Genomic DNA, 13,898 nt, shown 5'->3' with positions numbered 1-13,898 from the left:
GGCAACTATACGGTCAGGCGCGGGCCGCGTGGTAGAGGCTGACATGGCGAAACTCTTCCGGTTCGGCCAGATCCGGCAGGGTCATGGCTTCCAGCATTTCGATGCGCCGGTACAACGGATGACGGAAATCCCGAACCCGCGAATCCGCCACCAGCGCTTCGCGGCCACGGCTCAGGAAGGCGTCGAGCAGCGGCAGGTTTTCCCGGTCGTAGAGAACGTCGGCCACCAGGATCAGATCGTAGCGATCGGCCTCGGCGAAGAAATCCGTGGAATAACTCATTTGCACATCATTGAGTTCGGCATTCGCCCGACAGGCGGCAATCGCCAGCGGGTCGAGGTCGCAGGCCACCACTTCCAGGGCTCCGGCTTTCACCGCTGCGATGCCGGCGATTCCGGAACCGGCGCCGAAATCCAGCACCCGTTTGTCCCGGACCCACTCGGGGAATTGCGCGAGATAGCGCGCCACCGCCAGACCGCTGGCCCAGCAGAAACTCCAGTAGGGCGGTTCATGCAGGATGCGTTGGGTTTCTTCCTGGCTGAATTCGCGGGCCATGTTGTCGCCATCGATCAGCCACAGCTGCAAATCGGTGTCCGGCAACGTACAGGCTTTCAGTCGAGCGTCGCCGAGCAACTCGCCTAGCGACTGTTGCAGGTCTGACGGGGCATTCATGGGGCTTTGACAAATTGCAGCTGGCCCAACGCCTGGGTGGTTGGCTGAGTGATGGTCTGCGACGGCAGGTGCAGGATCAACTGGCCGGACTGGCTGGCGCGGCCGCGCAATTCAACCCGCGCGCCAACCGGGAAGGATTCGGGGTTGAAGCGCAGGTGAAACGGCAGAATCTGGTTGTTGCCGATCAGGCTGGAACTGGCGAGCAATTGTTGCGGGCGATCCTTTTCGTCGATCACCAGCAGCGCCAGTTCGACTTCGGCGCCGGCCGGCACGCCTTGCAGGGTGCCGCTCAGTTCGCGCTGATACGCCGGCAGCGGGCCGAGGTCGGCGGCTTCCCGGGCTTTTTTCTGCGCCTGTTGCGGCGCCGGGCCCGGCGTAGGCGGCTGAGGCTTGGGCGCGTCGCTGCCACAGGCCACCAGCAGGCTGAAAACACTGAGCAAAACGAGCGGTCGTAGGGACATTGGTGGCTCCAGCAAAATGAAATCCATGGATCAATCGATCATGGCAGTCTGTATACCGCAAAGCCTATGGCTTGTCTTGCCACCGGGATGCGCTACCATGGCCCTCCCTTTTTTTGTTGCCAGCCACCATGCACTGTCCCTTCTGCGGTGCCAACGACACCAAGGTCATCGACTCGCGTCTGGTCGCCGAGGGCGAACAGGTGCGCCGCCGGCGTGAATGCCTGGCCTGCGGCGAACGTTTCACGACGTTCGAGACGGCCGAACTGGTGTTGCCGCGCCTGATCAAAACCGACGGCAGCCGCCAACCGTTCGACGAAGAAAAACTCCGCGCCGGCATGCAACGCGCCCTGGAGAAACGTCCGGTGAGCGTCGAGCGCCTCGAATCCTCGCTGGTCCATATCAAGCACAAGCTGCGCGCCACCGGCGAGCGCGAGGTCAAATCCCTCGTGGTCGGCGAACTGGTGATGGCCGAGCTGCAAAAGCTCGATGAAGTCGCCTACATCCGTTTCGCTTCCGTGTACCGCCGCTTCCAGGACCTCAACGAGTTCCGCGAAGAGATCGACCGCCTCGCCCGTGAGCCGGTGAAAGAATGACCACCGCCGCCGATCAGGCCATTCTCGACGCTCACTTCATGGCCCGGGCCCTGGAGCTGGCGCGCAAGGGGCATTACACGACTCACCCCAATCCACGGGTCGGCTGCGTGATCGTGCGCGACGGGCAGATTGTCGGCGAAGGCTGGCATGAACGGGCCGGCGAACCCCATGCCGAAGTCCACGCCCTGCGCGCCGCCGGTGAACGGGCCCGGGGCGCCACGGCTTACGTCACCCTCGAACCTTGCAGCCACCACGGCCGTACGCCGCCGTGCGCCGATGCGCTGGTGAATGCCGGTATTGGCCGGGTGGTTGCGGCGATGCGTGATCCGAATCCTCAAGTCGCCGGACGCGGCCTGCAGCGCTTGACCGATGCCGGCATCGCCACCGAAAGCGGTGTGCTGGAAGCTGAGGCGCGCAAGCTCAATCAAGGTTTTCTGAAGCGCATGGAACACGGCTTGCCGTTCGTGCGGGTCAAGTTGGCCATGAGCCTCGATGGCCGTACAGCGATGGAAAGCGGTGAGAGCCAATGGATCACCGGCCCTGCCGCGCGTTCGGCGGTGCAGCGTCTGCGCGCCCAAGCCAGCGTGGTGCTGACCGGCGCCGACACGGTGCTGGCCGATGGTGCACGCCTGACCGTTCGCGGCGATGAGCTGGGGCTGGATGCCGAACAAACCGCGCTGGCCCTGAGCCGTCCGCCGCTGCGGGTGTTGATCGATGGTCGTCTGCGGGTGCCGCTGGATGCGCCGTTCTTCAAGGCCGGCCCGGCGCTGGTCGCCACCTGCGTGGCCATCGAAGAACAGTACGCCCACGGTCCGGAATGCCTGATCGTGCCGGGCGATGACGGTCAGGTCGATCTGCATCAACTGCTGATCGAACTGGCCAACCGTGGCGTCAACGAAGTGCTGGTCGAGGCCGGTCCGCGACTGGCCGGCGCATTTGCCCAGCTTGGTCTGGTCGACGAGTTCGTGATCTTCATTGCCGGCAAGTTCCTCGGCTCCACGGCGCGTCCGCTTCTGGACTGGCCGCTGGCCTGTATGAAGGATGCGCCGGAGCTGAAAATCACTGAAATTCGCGCGGTTGGCGATGACTGGCGAGTCACTGCCATCCCTGTCCCATCGGCGAGCGTATAATTCCCGGCCATCGCGTTAGCGCTGGCTTCGTTCTCAAGGAGAACCCCATGTTTACCGGCATCATCGAATCCATCGGCAGTATCCGCGCACTGACCCCAAAGGGCGGTGATGTGCGGGTGCATGTCGAAACCGGCAAGCTCGACCTGAGCGACGTCAAACTCGGCGACAGCATCGCGGTCAACGGCGTGTGCCTGACCGCGGTTGAACTGCCGGGCAACGGCTTCGCCGCCGACGTCAGTCGCGAAACCCTCGACTGCACCGCCATGAATGACCTGAAAAGCGGCAGCCCGGTCAACCTGGAAAAAGCCCTGACCCCGACCACCCGTCTCGGCGGTCATCTGGTCAGCGGTCACGTCGACGGTGTCGGCGAAGTGGTTTCGCGCAGCGACAATGCCCGCGCCGTGGAATTTCGCATCCGCGCGCCGAAAGAGCTGGCCAAGTACATCGCCCATAAAGGCTCTATCACCGTCGACGGCACCAGCCTGACCGTGAACGCGGTTGATGGCGCCGAATTCCTGCTGACGATCATCCCGCACACCCTGAGCGAAACCATCATGGCGTCCTACAAGCCAGGTCGCCGGGTGAACCTGGAAGTCGACCTGCTGGCGCGTTATCTGGAGCGTCTGCTGTTGGGCGACAAGGCTTCAGAGCCAACGTCCGGCGGCATCACTGAAAGCTTTCTGGCCGCCAACGGCTACCTCAAATCCTGACTGAAGGGGGTGCCTTGTGGCGCTCAATAGCATCGAAGAACTGGTTGAAGACATCCGCCAAGGCAAGATGGTCATCCTCATGGATGACGAAGACCGCGAGAACGAAGGCGACCTGATCATGGCCGCCGAATGCTGCAAGGCCGAGCACATCAACTTCATGGCCAAATACGCCCGTGGCCTGATCTGCATGCCGATGAGCCGCGAGCGCTGCGAAACCCTGAAGCTGCCGCTGATGGCTCCGCGCAACGGTTCCGGTTTCGGCACCAAGTTCACCGTCTCGATCGAAGCGGCCGAAGGCGTGACCACCGGCATTTCCGCCGCTGACCGTGCGCGCACCGTGCAAGCGGCCGCCGCGAAAGACGCCAAGGCCGAAGACATCGTCAGCCCGGGCCACATTTTTCCGCTGATGGCCCAGGCCGGTGGCACCCTGGCCCGCGCCGGCCACACCGAAGCCGCCTGCGACCTGGCGCGCATGGCCGGTTTCGAGCCGAGCGGCGTGATCTGCGAAGTGATGAACGATGACGGCACCATGTCCCGTCGCGCCGAGCTGGAAGCCTTCGCCGCTGAACACAACATCAAGATCGGTACCATCGCCGACCTGATTCACTACCGGATGATCCACGAACGTACCGTTCAGCGGATTGCCGAGCAGCCGCTGGACAGCGAACTGGGCCAATTCAACCTGGTGACCTATCGTGACTCCGTGGAAGGCGACGTGCACATGGCACTGACCCTGGGCACCGTTTGCGCCGAAGAACCGACCCTGGTTCGCGTGCACAACATGGACCCGCTGCGCGACCTGCTGATGGTCAAGCAACCGGGCCGCTGGAGCCTGCGCGCCGCCATGGCTGCGGTTGCCGAGGCCGGCAGCGGTGTGGTGCTGTTGCTCGGTCATCCACTGGATGGCGATGTGTTGCTGGCGCACATCCGCGAAACCGGCGATCAGGCCGCACCGAAAAAACCGACCACCTACAGCATTGTCGGTGCCGGTTCGCAGATCCTGCGTGACCTCGGTGTGCGCAAAATGCGCTTGATGTCGGCACCGATGAAGTTCAATGCGATATCCGGTTTCGATCTGGAAGTTGTAGAATACGTGCCCTCCGAATAATGACCGGTTGTTTCCGGCCTTGTATTCGCGGCAAATAAATCACTGAGGGACGCGAAACAGACGCGTCCCGGCTCTTTAAGAGATCTGACGAATGACCCTGAAGACCATCGAAGGTACCTTCATCGCCCCTAAAGGCCGCTACGCTTTGGTAGTGGGCCGCTTCAACAGCTTCGTGGTTGAAAGCCTGGTCAGCGGTGCAGTTGATGCCCTGGTTCGCCACGGCGTGAGCGAAAGCGACATCACCATCATCCGCGCACCTGGCGCCTTCGAAATCCCGCTGGTTGCGCAGAAAGTCGCCCAGAAAGGCGAGTTCGCAGCAATCATCGCCCTGGGCGCGGTCATTCGTGGCGGTACTCCGCACTTCGAATACGTGGCTGGCGAGTGCACCAAGGGCCTGGCCCAGGTGTCCATGGAGTTTGGCGTACCGGTCGCTTTCGGCGTCCTGACCGTTGATTCCATCGAGCAAGCCATCGAACGTTCCGGCACCAAGGCCGGCAACAAAGGTGCTGAAGCTGCCCTGTCCGCTCTGGAAATGGTCAGCCTGCTGGCGCAGTTGGAGGCCAAGTGATTAGCGACGAAAGCGATCGTTTCAACCCGCGCGATCCGAAACCTGCGGATGCCGGCAAGCCATCGAAAAGCGCCAAGCGCCGCGAAGCCCGTCAGCTCGCGACCCAGGCCCTGTATCAGTGGCACATGGCTCGGCAGTCGTTGAACGAGATCGAAGCGCAGTTCCGGGTCGATAACGATTTCACCGATGTCGACGGGGCTTACTTCCGCGAAATCCTCCACGGGGTTCCGCAGTTCAAGACTGAAATCGACACCGCGCTCACGCCTTGCCTGGACCTGGCGATCGAAGAGCTGGACCCGGTTGAACTGGCAGTTCTGCGCCTGTCCACCTGGGAACTGCTCAAGCGCGTCGACGTGCCGTACCGCGTTGTGATCAACGAAGGTATCGAGCTGGCCAAGGTGTTCGGTTCGACCGACGGCCACAAGTTCGTCAACGGCGTGCTCGACAAGCTGGCTCCGCGCCTGCGTGAAGCTGAAGTGAAGGCGTTCAAGCGCTGATCGGCGCTTGAATACTTTTTCTCAGCCATGGGCGAGTTTGAGCTGATCCGCAATTTCTTCGCCGCCGCGCCTTGTGCGCAGGGCGGCGAAGGCGTTGCACTGGGGATCGGTGACGACTGCGCCTTGCTGGCGGTCCCTTCCGGGGAACAGCTGGCGGTTTCCACCGATACGCTGGTGGCCGGTGTGCATTTCGCCGACCCCTGCGATCCGTTTCTGCTCGGTCAGCGCTCGCTGGCCGTGGCGGTCAGCGACCTCGCTGCCATGGGCGCCACGCCCGTCGCCTTTACCCTTGCCCTGACTCTGCCGACGGTGACTGCCGATTGGCTGCAAGCCTATGCCCGCGGTTTGAACCGCATGGCGCAGGGCTGCGGCGTGGCACTGGTGGGCGGCGACACGACCCGCGGGCCGTTGAGCCTGACCGTCACCGTGTTCGGCCGCGTCCCGGCCGGCATAGCGTTGACCCGCAGCGGCGCGCAGCCGGGCGATCTGCTGTGTGTCGGCGGTGAGCTGGGCAATGCCGCCGGGGCCTTGCCGCTGGTGCTGGGTCAGCGTGACGCCGAGTCTCACATCGCCCAGCCGCTGCTTGATCATTACTGGTCGCCGCAACCGCAACTCGCTCTCGGTCAGGCCCTGCGTGGCAAGGCCACTTCGGCGCTGGACATCTCCGATGGGCTGCTCGCCGATTGCGGTCACATCGCATTGGCCTCGAAGGTCCGCCTCGAAGTCGAGCGCGAGCGCGTTCCGTTGTCGGAGGCGCTGGTGGCGTTTCTCGGTCAGCGCGGCGCCGAACGTGCGGCGTTGAGCGGTGGCGATGACTACGTGCTGGCCTTCACCCTGCCGGCCGTCGAGTTGCCGGCGCTGCTCGCCGATGGCTGGCCGATCCATGTGATCGGTCGTGTGACGCAGGGCCAGGGCGTGGTGCTGCTGGATCGCGACGGGCACGACATCACCCCGCAAACCCGGGGTTATCAACATTTTCAGGAGTCACCGTGACAGATCACCCGAAACAGGTTCCGGCCGAATTCGTTCCGCCGTCGGTCTGGCGCAATCCCTGGCATTTCCTCGCGTTCGGTTTCGGCTCGGGCACCTTGCCCAAGGCGCCGGGCACTTGGGGCTCGTTAGTTGCGCTACCCTTTATTCCGTTGTGGCAAATGCTGCCGGACTGGGGTTACTGGCTGATGCTCGGGATCACCATGCTGTTCGGCTTCTGGCTGTGCGGCAAAGTGGCGGACGATCTGCGGGTGCACGACCACGAAGGCATCGTCTGGGACGAAATGGTCGGGATGTGGATCACCCTGTGGCTGGTGCCGGAAGGCTGGTACTGGTTGCTGGCCGGGTTCCTGGTGTTCCGCTTCTTCGACATTCTCAAGCCGTGGCCGATCCGCTGGATCGACCGGCATGTTCACGGCGGCGTCGGCATCATGCTCGACGATGTGCTGGCCGGCGTGTTCGCCTGGTTGGCGATGCAGGGGCTGGTGTGGATTTTCGCCTGATTTCCAGGCGTGGATGAGGGGCACAGGGATGACTCGACGCTGGTTGGCGATAGTGGTTTTGACCTTGCTTGGCGCCGTGGCCCAGGCACAGGACGCACCGCCGTCGGTCATTCACCTGGCCAGTGAAGATTGGGAAGACTACACCGCCGCCGACGGCCATGGCCTGGCCTGGGATGTGTTGCGCAAAGTCTTCGAGCCGGCCGGTGTGACCCTGGATATTCGCACCGTGCCCTACACGCGCTCGGTCGGGCTGGTGCAGTTGAAGGAAGCCGACGCACTGGTCGGTTCCTATCGCGGCGAAGCCGAGCAGGTGCTGTACCCGAAATGGAATTTCGATTCCGACCACATCTACGCGCTCGGCCTGGCCAGCAATCCGCCGCCAACCCAGGCAACGCTGGGCAAGTACCGACTGGCCTGGGTGCGCGGCTATCGCTACGAAACCTATCTGCCGAACGTCAAACGCTTCAACCAGATCGAGCGCCGCACCGGGATCCTGTCGATGCTCAAGCAGGGGCGGGCGGATTACTACATCGATGCGCTGACGGAAATCGAAGCGGTGCTGCGAAACGCCGCCGATCCTTCGCAGTACCGTTATTCGCATCTGGCGGAATTGCCGCTGTACCTCGGCTTCGCCGACACCCCGCAAGGCCGGGCGCTGATGTCGATCTACGACCAGCGCATGGAGCAACTGGTGAAAAGCGGCGAGTTGAAGCCGATCTTCGAGCGCTGGAAGCAGCCGTATCCGTTCGAGTAAAGGCGATAGCGACGAGCCTGTCATCAAACTTTTTGATAGTTATCCCCGATAATTCAGCCTAAGCGCCTCTGGGAACCTGCTGTTACAATGCCGCCCAGCGAATCTCGGACTTTTCAGATCAGGAGCACACCGGTGCCTGTCGTTTTTGTCGCCGCTTCCAAGCTGCCAACGCCTTTTGCGCAATTCACCATGCACGGTTTTCTCGACGAAGCCACCGGCCGCGAGCACGTCGTGCTGAGCCTGGGCGAGATTGCCGACGGTGCCCCGGTACTCGGCCGTCTGCACTCCGAATGCCTGACCGGCGATGCCTTGTTCAGCCAGCGTTGCGACTGCGGTTCGCAACTCGAAGGCGCCCTCAAGGCCATCGCTCGCGAAGGCCGTGGCGTGTTGCTGTACCTGCGTCAGGAAGGGCGCGGCATCGGTCTTTTGAACAAGATCCGTGCCTACGAATTGCAGGACGGCGGCGCCGACACCGTTGAAGCCAACGAGCGTCTGGGCTTTGCCGCCGACCAGCGTGACTACGCCATGTGCCTGCCGATGCTTGAGCATCTGGGCGTCAAATCCCTGCGTCTGATGACCAACAACCCGCGCAAGGTCAAAGCCTTGACCGACATGGGCATCGTCGTCGCCGAGCGCGTGCCGCTGCACACCGGCCACAATCCGCACAACAAACTCTATCTGGCGACCAAGGCCAGCAAGCTCGACCACATGATGGGCAACGAGCATCAGGGCGAGGTAGACCGGGCGTGACCCGCGGGCAAGTGCGGCGCCGTCTGTCGATCGCCTGGTGGAAATACCTGGCGCTGGCGCTGTTGCCGCTGTTCGTGATCAACGGAGTGTTCGGCCAGGGCGAGGCGATTCTGCCGGTCTTGGCGATGCCTTTGTTTATCGCTGGCGTGGCGTCGATGTTTGTCAGCCTGAAGTTTTTCGGGCGCTACAAACATGCGCTGATCGCCACGCAAAAAGCCCTCGATACCCCTGAAGAACCCGCTGCCTGGATCGCCCTGGCGGCCTGCCTTCGCAGTGCATTCGTGGTCGCGGCGCTGCCGGCATGGATCGGCGCGCTGGCGGTGTTCGTCGGCCTTGAAGCGGTGCCGCTGATGTTGCTGGCGCTGTCCACGGCGGTGCTGTTCTACCTCTACCGTATCCCGCGTCAACTCGCCTGATGCGGCGTCTCTGGCTGGCGGTTCTGCTGCTGGCCGTCAGCGGTGAAACGCTGGCCGCCCTGCGGGTGGTCAGCCTCGCGCCATCCCTGTCTGAAATCGTGGTTGAACTGGATTCGGCCGATCTGCTGGTCGGCGTGCTGGATGCCGGTGAGCGTCCTTCCGCGATCAAGGACGTGCCTTCGGTGGGGCGTTACGGCCAGCTCGACATGGAACGGCTGCTCAGCCTCAAACCTGACTTGTTGCTGCTATGGCCCGGCAGTGTTGGCCCGGCCCAGCGCGATCAGCTCAAGCGTCTGAACATTCCGACTTTCGTTGCCGAGCCCCACAGTCTCGAGCAACTGACCGCGCAGATTGAAGCCATCGCGACACAGCTGGGTCGCCCGGAGCGTGGGGTTGAACGGGCCGCCGAGCTACGGCGCAACCTCGATGAGCTGCGCCAGCGCTACCGCCGCGAAGTACCGCTGCGGGTGTTCTACCAGGTCTGGGACAAGCCGCTGTACACCGTCGGTGGCGGACAGATCATCAGCGATGCGCTTGAAGTGTGTGGCGCACGCAATGTGTTCGCCGACCTGAGCCTGCCAGCGCCACAGGTGAGCATCGAAGCGGTTTTACAGCGTGATCCCGAAGTGATTCTGGCTGGCGATCAGCCGCAACTGGATGCGTGGAACGCCTGGCCACAGGTGACAGCGGTCAAGCACGGGCAGTTGCTGCTGGTCACCGACAAAGGCCTTGAGCGTCCGAGCGGGCAGATGATCGAGGCGACCGCCAAGCTCTGCCAGCTGATCGCGCCAGATCGTTAGAGCTGCGGCGTCCAGGTCACGCCGAACATGAACGCCCGACCTTCCTCGCGATAGCCAAACTGACTGCCGTCATGGCTGTACAGCGCCCGGCTGTAACCCTTGTCCAGCAGGTTATCGACCTTGAAATCCAGCTTGATCTCGCGGTTCAGCGCCCAGCTGCTGCGCAGTCCGAGCAGTGCATAACCGCCCAATGGTTGCTGATTGTTCAGGTCGTCATAACTGCTACTGACGGCCTGCCAACTGGCGCCGAGGCCAAGGCGATCGAACTGTCGGTCCAGATCCCAGCTCAAGGTGCGCCTAGCACGACGTGCCAAGGTGTGGCCGGTGTCGCGGTCGCGGGGATCGATGATCGCCACGCCGAGGTTGCTCTGCCAGCCGAACAGCTCCTGTTTCAGCGCTGCTTCGAAGCCGTTGATCCGCGCCGAGGCGACGTTTTCCGGGCGTGAGTTGCTGCCGAAGATGATCGCGTCTTCCAGATCGGTCCGATACAACGAGGCTTCGAGGCGAGTGCTGTCGCTCAACTGGCTGCGCCATTGCAGCTCGTAGCTTTTCGAGGTTTCCGGTTTCAGGTCGGGGTTGCTGAAGTCCGGGTAATACAGATCGTTGAAGGTCGGCGCGCGGAAGCCTTCGCTGTAGCTGAGCAGCAGATCGTTGTCCGGGTTGACCGGCAAGGTCAGCGTGCCGCTCCAGCTGTTCTGGCCGCCGAACTGCTGGTTGTCATCGCGACGCAGACCCAGTTCGGTGGAGAAGCTGTCTGCCTGGAAGCGATGCTGGACGAAGGCTGCGCGGTTCCAGCGACTATCTTCGTCGAACGCGGTGCTGCTGTTGACCCGGTCTTCGTACCAGTCGCCGCCTAGGATCAGGCTGTTGCGCGCATCGAGGGTCAGGTCGTTCTGCCAGGTCACCGAGTCGCGGTAGGTGTTGAACACCGAGCGTTCGTCGCTGAGCTTGTCGAAGGACTTCTCGCGGTTTTCGCTGTGGCCGAGTTCCAGGCGCGACTTCCAGCGCTCGTTGATCCGCGCGTCGATGTAGCTGCTGAAACTGCTGACGGTGAAATCGCTGTACGGTTGCTGCTGCACAGAGTCGAAGGTCACCGGGTCGAAGCGCCCGAACGGGTTGTCGAACTCGCTTTTGCCACGGTTATCCAGCAGGTTGGCGCCGACTTCGATGTCATCGGTCAGCGCATGGCTGAGGCTCAGGCTGATGGATTTGTTGCGGTAGGCGTCATGATCGCTGTCGCTGGGATACGACTCGTGGGTGCGGTCGAGGCCGGCGGTTTCATCGAGGCTGGCGCCGAGGTTGAAACGGGTTTTCTCGTCACCTCCGGAGAGGCCGGCACTGCGTTCCCAGGTCTGGTTGCTGCCGAATCCCACATGCATCCGGGGCTGCAAGCCTTGTTCGCCGCCGCGCCGGGTGAAGATCTGGATCACCCCGCCAATCGCATCGCTACCGTAAATCACCGAGCGCGAACCGCGCAGCACTTCCACGCGCTCGATCTGCTCGATGTTCAGGTGTTGCAGGTTGCTGTCACCGGAGGTGGAGTTGCCGATGCGCTGGCCGTCGACCAGCACCAGGCTCTGCGCCGATTGCGTGCCGCGAATGTAAATTCCCGGCAGGCTGCCGCGTCCGCCGGTTTGCGCCACTTGCACGCCCGGCACCCGCTGCAGCAGGTCGGTGACGCTACGAGGTTGCAGGCGTTCGATTTCTTCACGGGTGAACACGGTGTTGGCGGCGCTGCTGTCGTTGCGCGCTTCGACCTGGCGGTTGGCGCTGATCAGCACGTCCGGCAGCTTCAGGGCCTGATCGCGTTCGAAGGTGTCGGCGAGGGTGTTGGCGGATGGCAGCAGCAGGAGGGGCAGGGCGAGACGCGAGAGGTTCATCGGAGTCCGTTGGTACTTGAGGTGTTCACAAATCAAATGTGGGAGCGAGCCTGCTCGCGATTGCGGTGTGTCAATCGGCATTTAAGTGACTGACAGTGCGCTATCGCGAGCAGGCTCGCTCCCACATGGGCATTGCGTTTTACTTGTTAAGCAGTTCCAGGCGCTCACGCACCGCCGCTTCGATCCCGGCCTCATCCAGCCCGCACTCGGCCAGCATCTGCGCCGGCTTGGCGTGCTCGACGTAAACGTCCGGCAAGCCCAGGTGCAGCACCGACTTGAGGATGTTCTCGCGGGCGAGGAATTCGCTGACCGCGCCACCAGCGCCGCCCATGATCGCGTTTTCTTCGATGGTTACCAGCAGATCGTGGCTGTTGGCAATCTCGCGCACCAGCGCTTCGTCCATCGGCTTGACGAAACGCATGTCGACCACGGTCGCGTCCAGCGTCTCGGCGACTTTCAGGGCTTCGGCCATTTGCACGCCGAACACCAGCAGGGCGACCTTGCTGCCCTGACGACGCACCACACCCTTACCGATCTCGATCGGTTCGAGGTCTTTTTCGATGGTCGCGTTCGGGCCGTTGCCGCGTGGATAGCGCACCGCCGCCGGGCCGTTGTACAGGTGGCCGGTGGTGAGCATTTTGCGCAGTTCGTTTTCATCGCTCGGGGTCATGATGACCATGCCCGGGATGCAGCGCAGGAACGACAGGTCGAAACTGCCGGCGTGGGTCGGGCCGTCTTCGCCCACCAGACCGGCGCGGTCGATGGCGAACAGCACGTCGAGGTTCTGCACCGCGACGTCATGCACCAACTGGTCGTAACCGCGTTGCAGGAATGTCGAGTAGATCGCCACCACCGGTTTCGCGCCTTCGCAGGCCATGCCGGCCGCGAGGGTCACGGCGTGTTGCTCGGCAATCGCCACGTCGAAGTAGCGCAGCGGGAAACGCTCGCTGAACGCCACCAGATCCGAGCCTTCCTTCATCGCCGGGGTGATGCCCACCAGACGCGGGTCGGCAGCGGCCATGTCGCACAGCCATTCACCGAACACGCCGGAATACTTCGGCCCGCCGGCCTTTTTCGGCGCAGCGGCCGGGGCGTCCAGCGGTTCGAGTTTGGTGATGGCGTGGTAACCGATCGGGTCGACTTCCGCCGGGGCGAAGCCTTTGCCTTTCTTGGTGACGATGTGCAGGAACTGCGGGCCTTTCAGATCGCGCATGTTGCGCAGGGTGGCGATCAGGGTCGGCAGGTCGTGGCCATCGATCGGGCCGATGTAGTTCCAGCCCAGTTCTTCGAACAGGGTGCCGGGGACCAGCATGCCTTTTGCGTATTCTTCGGTACGACGGGCGATTTCCCAGGCGCCGGGCAGGCGCGACAGCACTTTCTTGCTGCCTTCACGCATGCTCGCGTAAGTGCGGCTGGAAAGGATTTTCGCCAGATAGTTAGACAGCCCGCCGACGTTGCGCGAGATCGACATGTCGTTGTCGTTGAGGATCACGAGCATGTTGGCGTCGACTTCCGGCGCATGGTTCAGCGCCTCGAACGCCATGCCGGCGGTCAGTGCACCGTCGCCGATCACCGCAATCGCCTTGCGATCACTGTTCTGCAGGCGGGCGGCGATGGCCATGCCCAGCGCGGCACTGATCGAGGTGCTGGAGTGGCCGACGCCGAAGGTGTCGTACTCGCTCTCGGAGCGGCGCGGGAAGGCGGCGATGCCGTCCTTCTGGCGCAAAGACTCCATGCGCTCGCGACGACCGGTGAGGATCTTGTGCGGATAAGCCTGATGACCGACGTCCCACACCAGCCGGTCGTCCGGGGTGTCGAAGACGTAATGCAACGCGATGGTCAGCTCGATGACGCCCAGGCCGGCACCGAAATGCCCACCGGTCTGGCCGACCGTGTAGAGCAATTCCAGGCGCAACTCATCAGCCAGGGTTTCCAGCTCGGCTTCGCCTAACCGGCGCAGGCCGTCCGGCGTATTAGCGCGGTCGAGCAGGGGCGTGGTCGGGCGCTTGCGGGGAATCTCATGAAACGTCGTGGGCATCAGGCGAATCGTTATAGGTATAAAAGATGC

16 protein-coding genes are annotated in these 13,898 nt (G+C 63.0%); 12 read left to right on the top strand and 4 right to left on the bottom strand.

Features of this window, described 5'->3' with window-relative positions:
- Positions 1-13: 13 nt before the first annotated feature.
- Both AC07Y2_RS04350 and AC07Y2_RS04345 read right to left on the bottom strand, forming a co-directional pair.
- On the bottom strand, positions 14-670 hold the full coding sequence (locus tag AC07Y2_RS04350; RefSeq protein ID WP_103385507.1) for a class I SAM-dependent methyltransferase: 657 nt from the start codon (positions 668-670) through the stop codon (positions 14-16).
- Complete coding sequence (locus AC07Y2_RS04345; protein WP_011336139.1) at positions 667-1,131, bottom strand: YbaY family lipoprotein; 465 nt, start codon at positions 1,129-1,131, stop codon at positions 667-669. Before AC07Y2_RS04345 ends, AC07Y2_RS04350 begins: the two co-directional genes overlap by 4 nt.
- A 128-nt stretch (positions 1,132-1,259) precedes the next feature.
- Here AC07Y2_RS04345 and nrdR point away from each other — a divergent pair, with 128 nt between their 5' ends.
- The 12 genes from nrdR (at position 1,260) to AC07Y2_RS04285 (ending at position 9,950) form a co-directional block, all read left to right on the top strand.
- A complete protein-coding gene (nrdR, locus tag AC07Y2_RS04340; protein WP_003228656.1) occupies positions 1,260-1,724 on the top strand; it encodes a transcriptional regulator NrdR in 465 nt (154 codons plus the stop codon).
- Complete coding sequence (gene ribD / locus AC07Y2_RS04335) at positions 1,721-2,854, top strand: bifunctional diaminohydroxyphosphoribosylaminopyrimidine deaminase/5-amino-6-(5-phosphoribosylamino)uracil reductase RibD (RefSeq protein ID WP_103385506.1); 1,134 nt, start codon at positions 1,721-1,723, stop codon at positions 2,852-2,854. Before nrdR ends, ribD begins: the two co-directional genes overlap by 4 nt.
- Before the next feature lie 47 nt (positions 2,855-2,901).
- Positions 2,902-3,564 carry a riboflavin synthase gene (locus AC07Y2_RS04330; RefSeq protein WP_039771924.1) on the top strand — a complete coding sequence of 221 codons (663 nt, stop codon included), beginning with the start codon at positions 2,902-2,904 and terminating at the stop codon, positions 3,562-3,564.
- 16 nt (positions 3,565-3,580) lie between these two features.
- Positions 3,581-4,672: a bifunctional 3,4-dihydroxy-2-butanone-4-phosphate synthase/GTP cyclohydrolase II gene (ribBA, locus tag AC07Y2_RS04325; RefSeq protein WP_039771922.1), complete on the top strand. Its 1,092-nt coding sequence runs from the start codon at positions 3,581-3,583 to the stop codon at positions 4,670-4,672.
- Between the two features lie 91 nt (positions 4,673-4,763).
- Positions 4,764-5,240, top strand: a complete 477-nt coding sequence (ribH, locus tag AC07Y2_RS04320; RefSeq protein WP_003228649.1) for a 6,7-dimethyl-8-ribityllumazine synthase — start codon at positions 4,764-4,766, stop codon at positions 5,238-5,240.
- Entirely contained in the window at positions 5,237-5,737 is a 501-nt protein-coding gene (gene nusB / locus AC07Y2_RS04315; RefSeq protein ID WP_024014489.1) for a transcription antitermination factor NusB, read from the top strand. Before ribH ends, nusB begins: the two co-directional genes overlap by 4 nt.
- Positions 5,738-5,764: 27 nt before the next feature.
- Entirely contained in the window at positions 5,765-6,730 is a 966-nt protein-coding gene (gene thiL, locus AC07Y2_RS04310; RefSeq protein WP_103385505.1) for a thiamine-phosphate kinase, read from the top strand.
- A complete protein-coding gene (locus AC07Y2_RS04305; protein ID WP_007910933.1) occupies positions 6,727-7,230 on the top strand; it encodes a phosphatidylglycerophosphatase A family protein in 504 nt (167 codons plus the stop codon). Before thiL ends, AC07Y2_RS04305 begins: the two co-directional genes overlap by 4 nt.
- Positions 7,231-7,258: 28 nt before the next feature.
- Complete coding sequence (locus tag AC07Y2_RS04300) at positions 7,259-7,984, top strand: substrate-binding periplasmic protein (protein ID WP_039771917.1); 726 nt, start codon at positions 7,259-7,261, stop codon at positions 7,982-7,984.
- Between the two features lie 132 nt (positions 7,985-8,116).
- Positions 8,117-8,734 (top strand): GTP cyclohydrolase II, encoded by a 618-nt coding sequence (gene ribA, locus AC07Y2_RS04295; RefSeq protein ID WP_007955551.1) that lies wholly within the window; start codon positions 8,117-8,119, stop codon positions 8,732-8,734.
- A complete protein-coding gene (locus AC07Y2_RS04290) occupies positions 8,731-9,150 on the top strand; it encodes a hypothetical protein (RefSeq protein WP_011336131.1) in 420 nt (139 codons plus the stop codon). Before ribA ends, AC07Y2_RS04290 begins: the two co-directional genes overlap by 4 nt.
- On the top strand, positions 9,150-9,950 hold the full coding sequence (locus tag AC07Y2_RS04285; RefSeq protein ID WP_103385504.1) for a cobalamin-binding protein: 801 nt from the start codon (positions 9,150-9,152) through the stop codon (positions 9,948-9,950). Before AC07Y2_RS04290 ends, AC07Y2_RS04285 begins: the two co-directional genes overlap by 1 nt.
- Here the strand turns inward: AC07Y2_RS04285 and AC07Y2_RS04280 are convergent.
- On the bottom strand, positions 9,947-11,830 hold the full coding sequence (locus AC07Y2_RS04280) for a TonB-dependent receptor domain-containing protein (RefSeq protein WP_103385503.1): 1,884 nt from the start codon (positions 11,828-11,830) through the stop codon (positions 9,947-9,949). The genes AC07Y2_RS04285 and AC07Y2_RS04280 overlap by 4 nt on opposite strands.
- A 139-nt stretch (positions 11,831-11,969) precedes the next feature.
- Complete coding sequence (dxs, locus tag AC07Y2_RS04275) at positions 11,970-13,868, bottom strand: 1-deoxy-D-xylulose-5-phosphate synthase (RefSeq protein WP_085668093.1); 1,899 nt, start codon at positions 13,866-13,868, stop codon at positions 11,970-11,972.
- Positions 13,869-13,898: the final 30 nt, after the last annotated feature.

Source organism: Pseudomonas sp. GW456-12-1-14-TSB6 (genome assembly GCF_059424205.1).
This window is presented reverse-complemented; position numbering and strand designations above follow the sequence as displayed.

Coding starts and splice junctions, on each gene's coding strand:
- AC07Y2_RS04350 (WP_103385507.1), bottom strand. CDS start 670: ATGAATGCCCCGTCAGACCTGCAACAGTCGCTAGGCGAGTTGCTCGGC.
- AC07Y2_RS04345 (WP_011336139.1), bottom strand. CDS start 1,131: ATGTCCCTACGACCGCTCGTTTTGCTCAGTGTTTTCAGCCTGCTGGTG.
- nrdR (WP_003228656.1), top strand. CDS start 1,260: ATGCACTGTCCCTTCTGCGGTGCCAACGACACCAAGGTCATCGACTCG.
- ribD (WP_103385506.1), top strand. CDS start 1,721: ATGACCACCGCCGCCGATCAGGCCATTCTCGACGCTCACTTCATGGCC.
- AC07Y2_RS04330 (WP_039771924.1), top strand. CDS start 2,902: ATGTTTACCGGCATCATCGAATCCATCGGCAGTATCCGCGCACTGACC.
- ribH (WP_003228649.1), top strand. CDS start 4,764: ATGACCCTGAAGACCATCGAAGGTACCTTCATCGCCCCTAAAGGCCGC.
- thiL (WP_103385505.1), top strand. CDS start 5,765: ATGGGCGAGTTTGAGCTGATCCGCAATTTCTTCGCCGCCGCGCCTTGT.
- AC07Y2_RS04300 (WP_039771917.1), top strand. CDS start 7,259: ATGACTCGACGCTGGTTGGCGATAGTGGTTTTGACCTTGCTTGGCGCC.
- AC07Y2_RS04285 (WP_103385504.1), top strand. CDS start 9,150: ATGCGGCGTCTCTGGCTGGCGGTTCTGCTGCTGGCCGTCAGCGGTGAA.
- AC07Y2_RS04280 (WP_103385503.1), bottom strand. CDS start 11,830: ATGAACCTCTCGCGTCTCGCCCTGCCCCTCCTGCTGCTGCCATCCGCC.
- dxs (WP_085668093.1), bottom strand. CDS start 13,868: ATGCCCACGACGTTTCATGAGATTCCCCGCAAGCGCCCGACCACGCCC.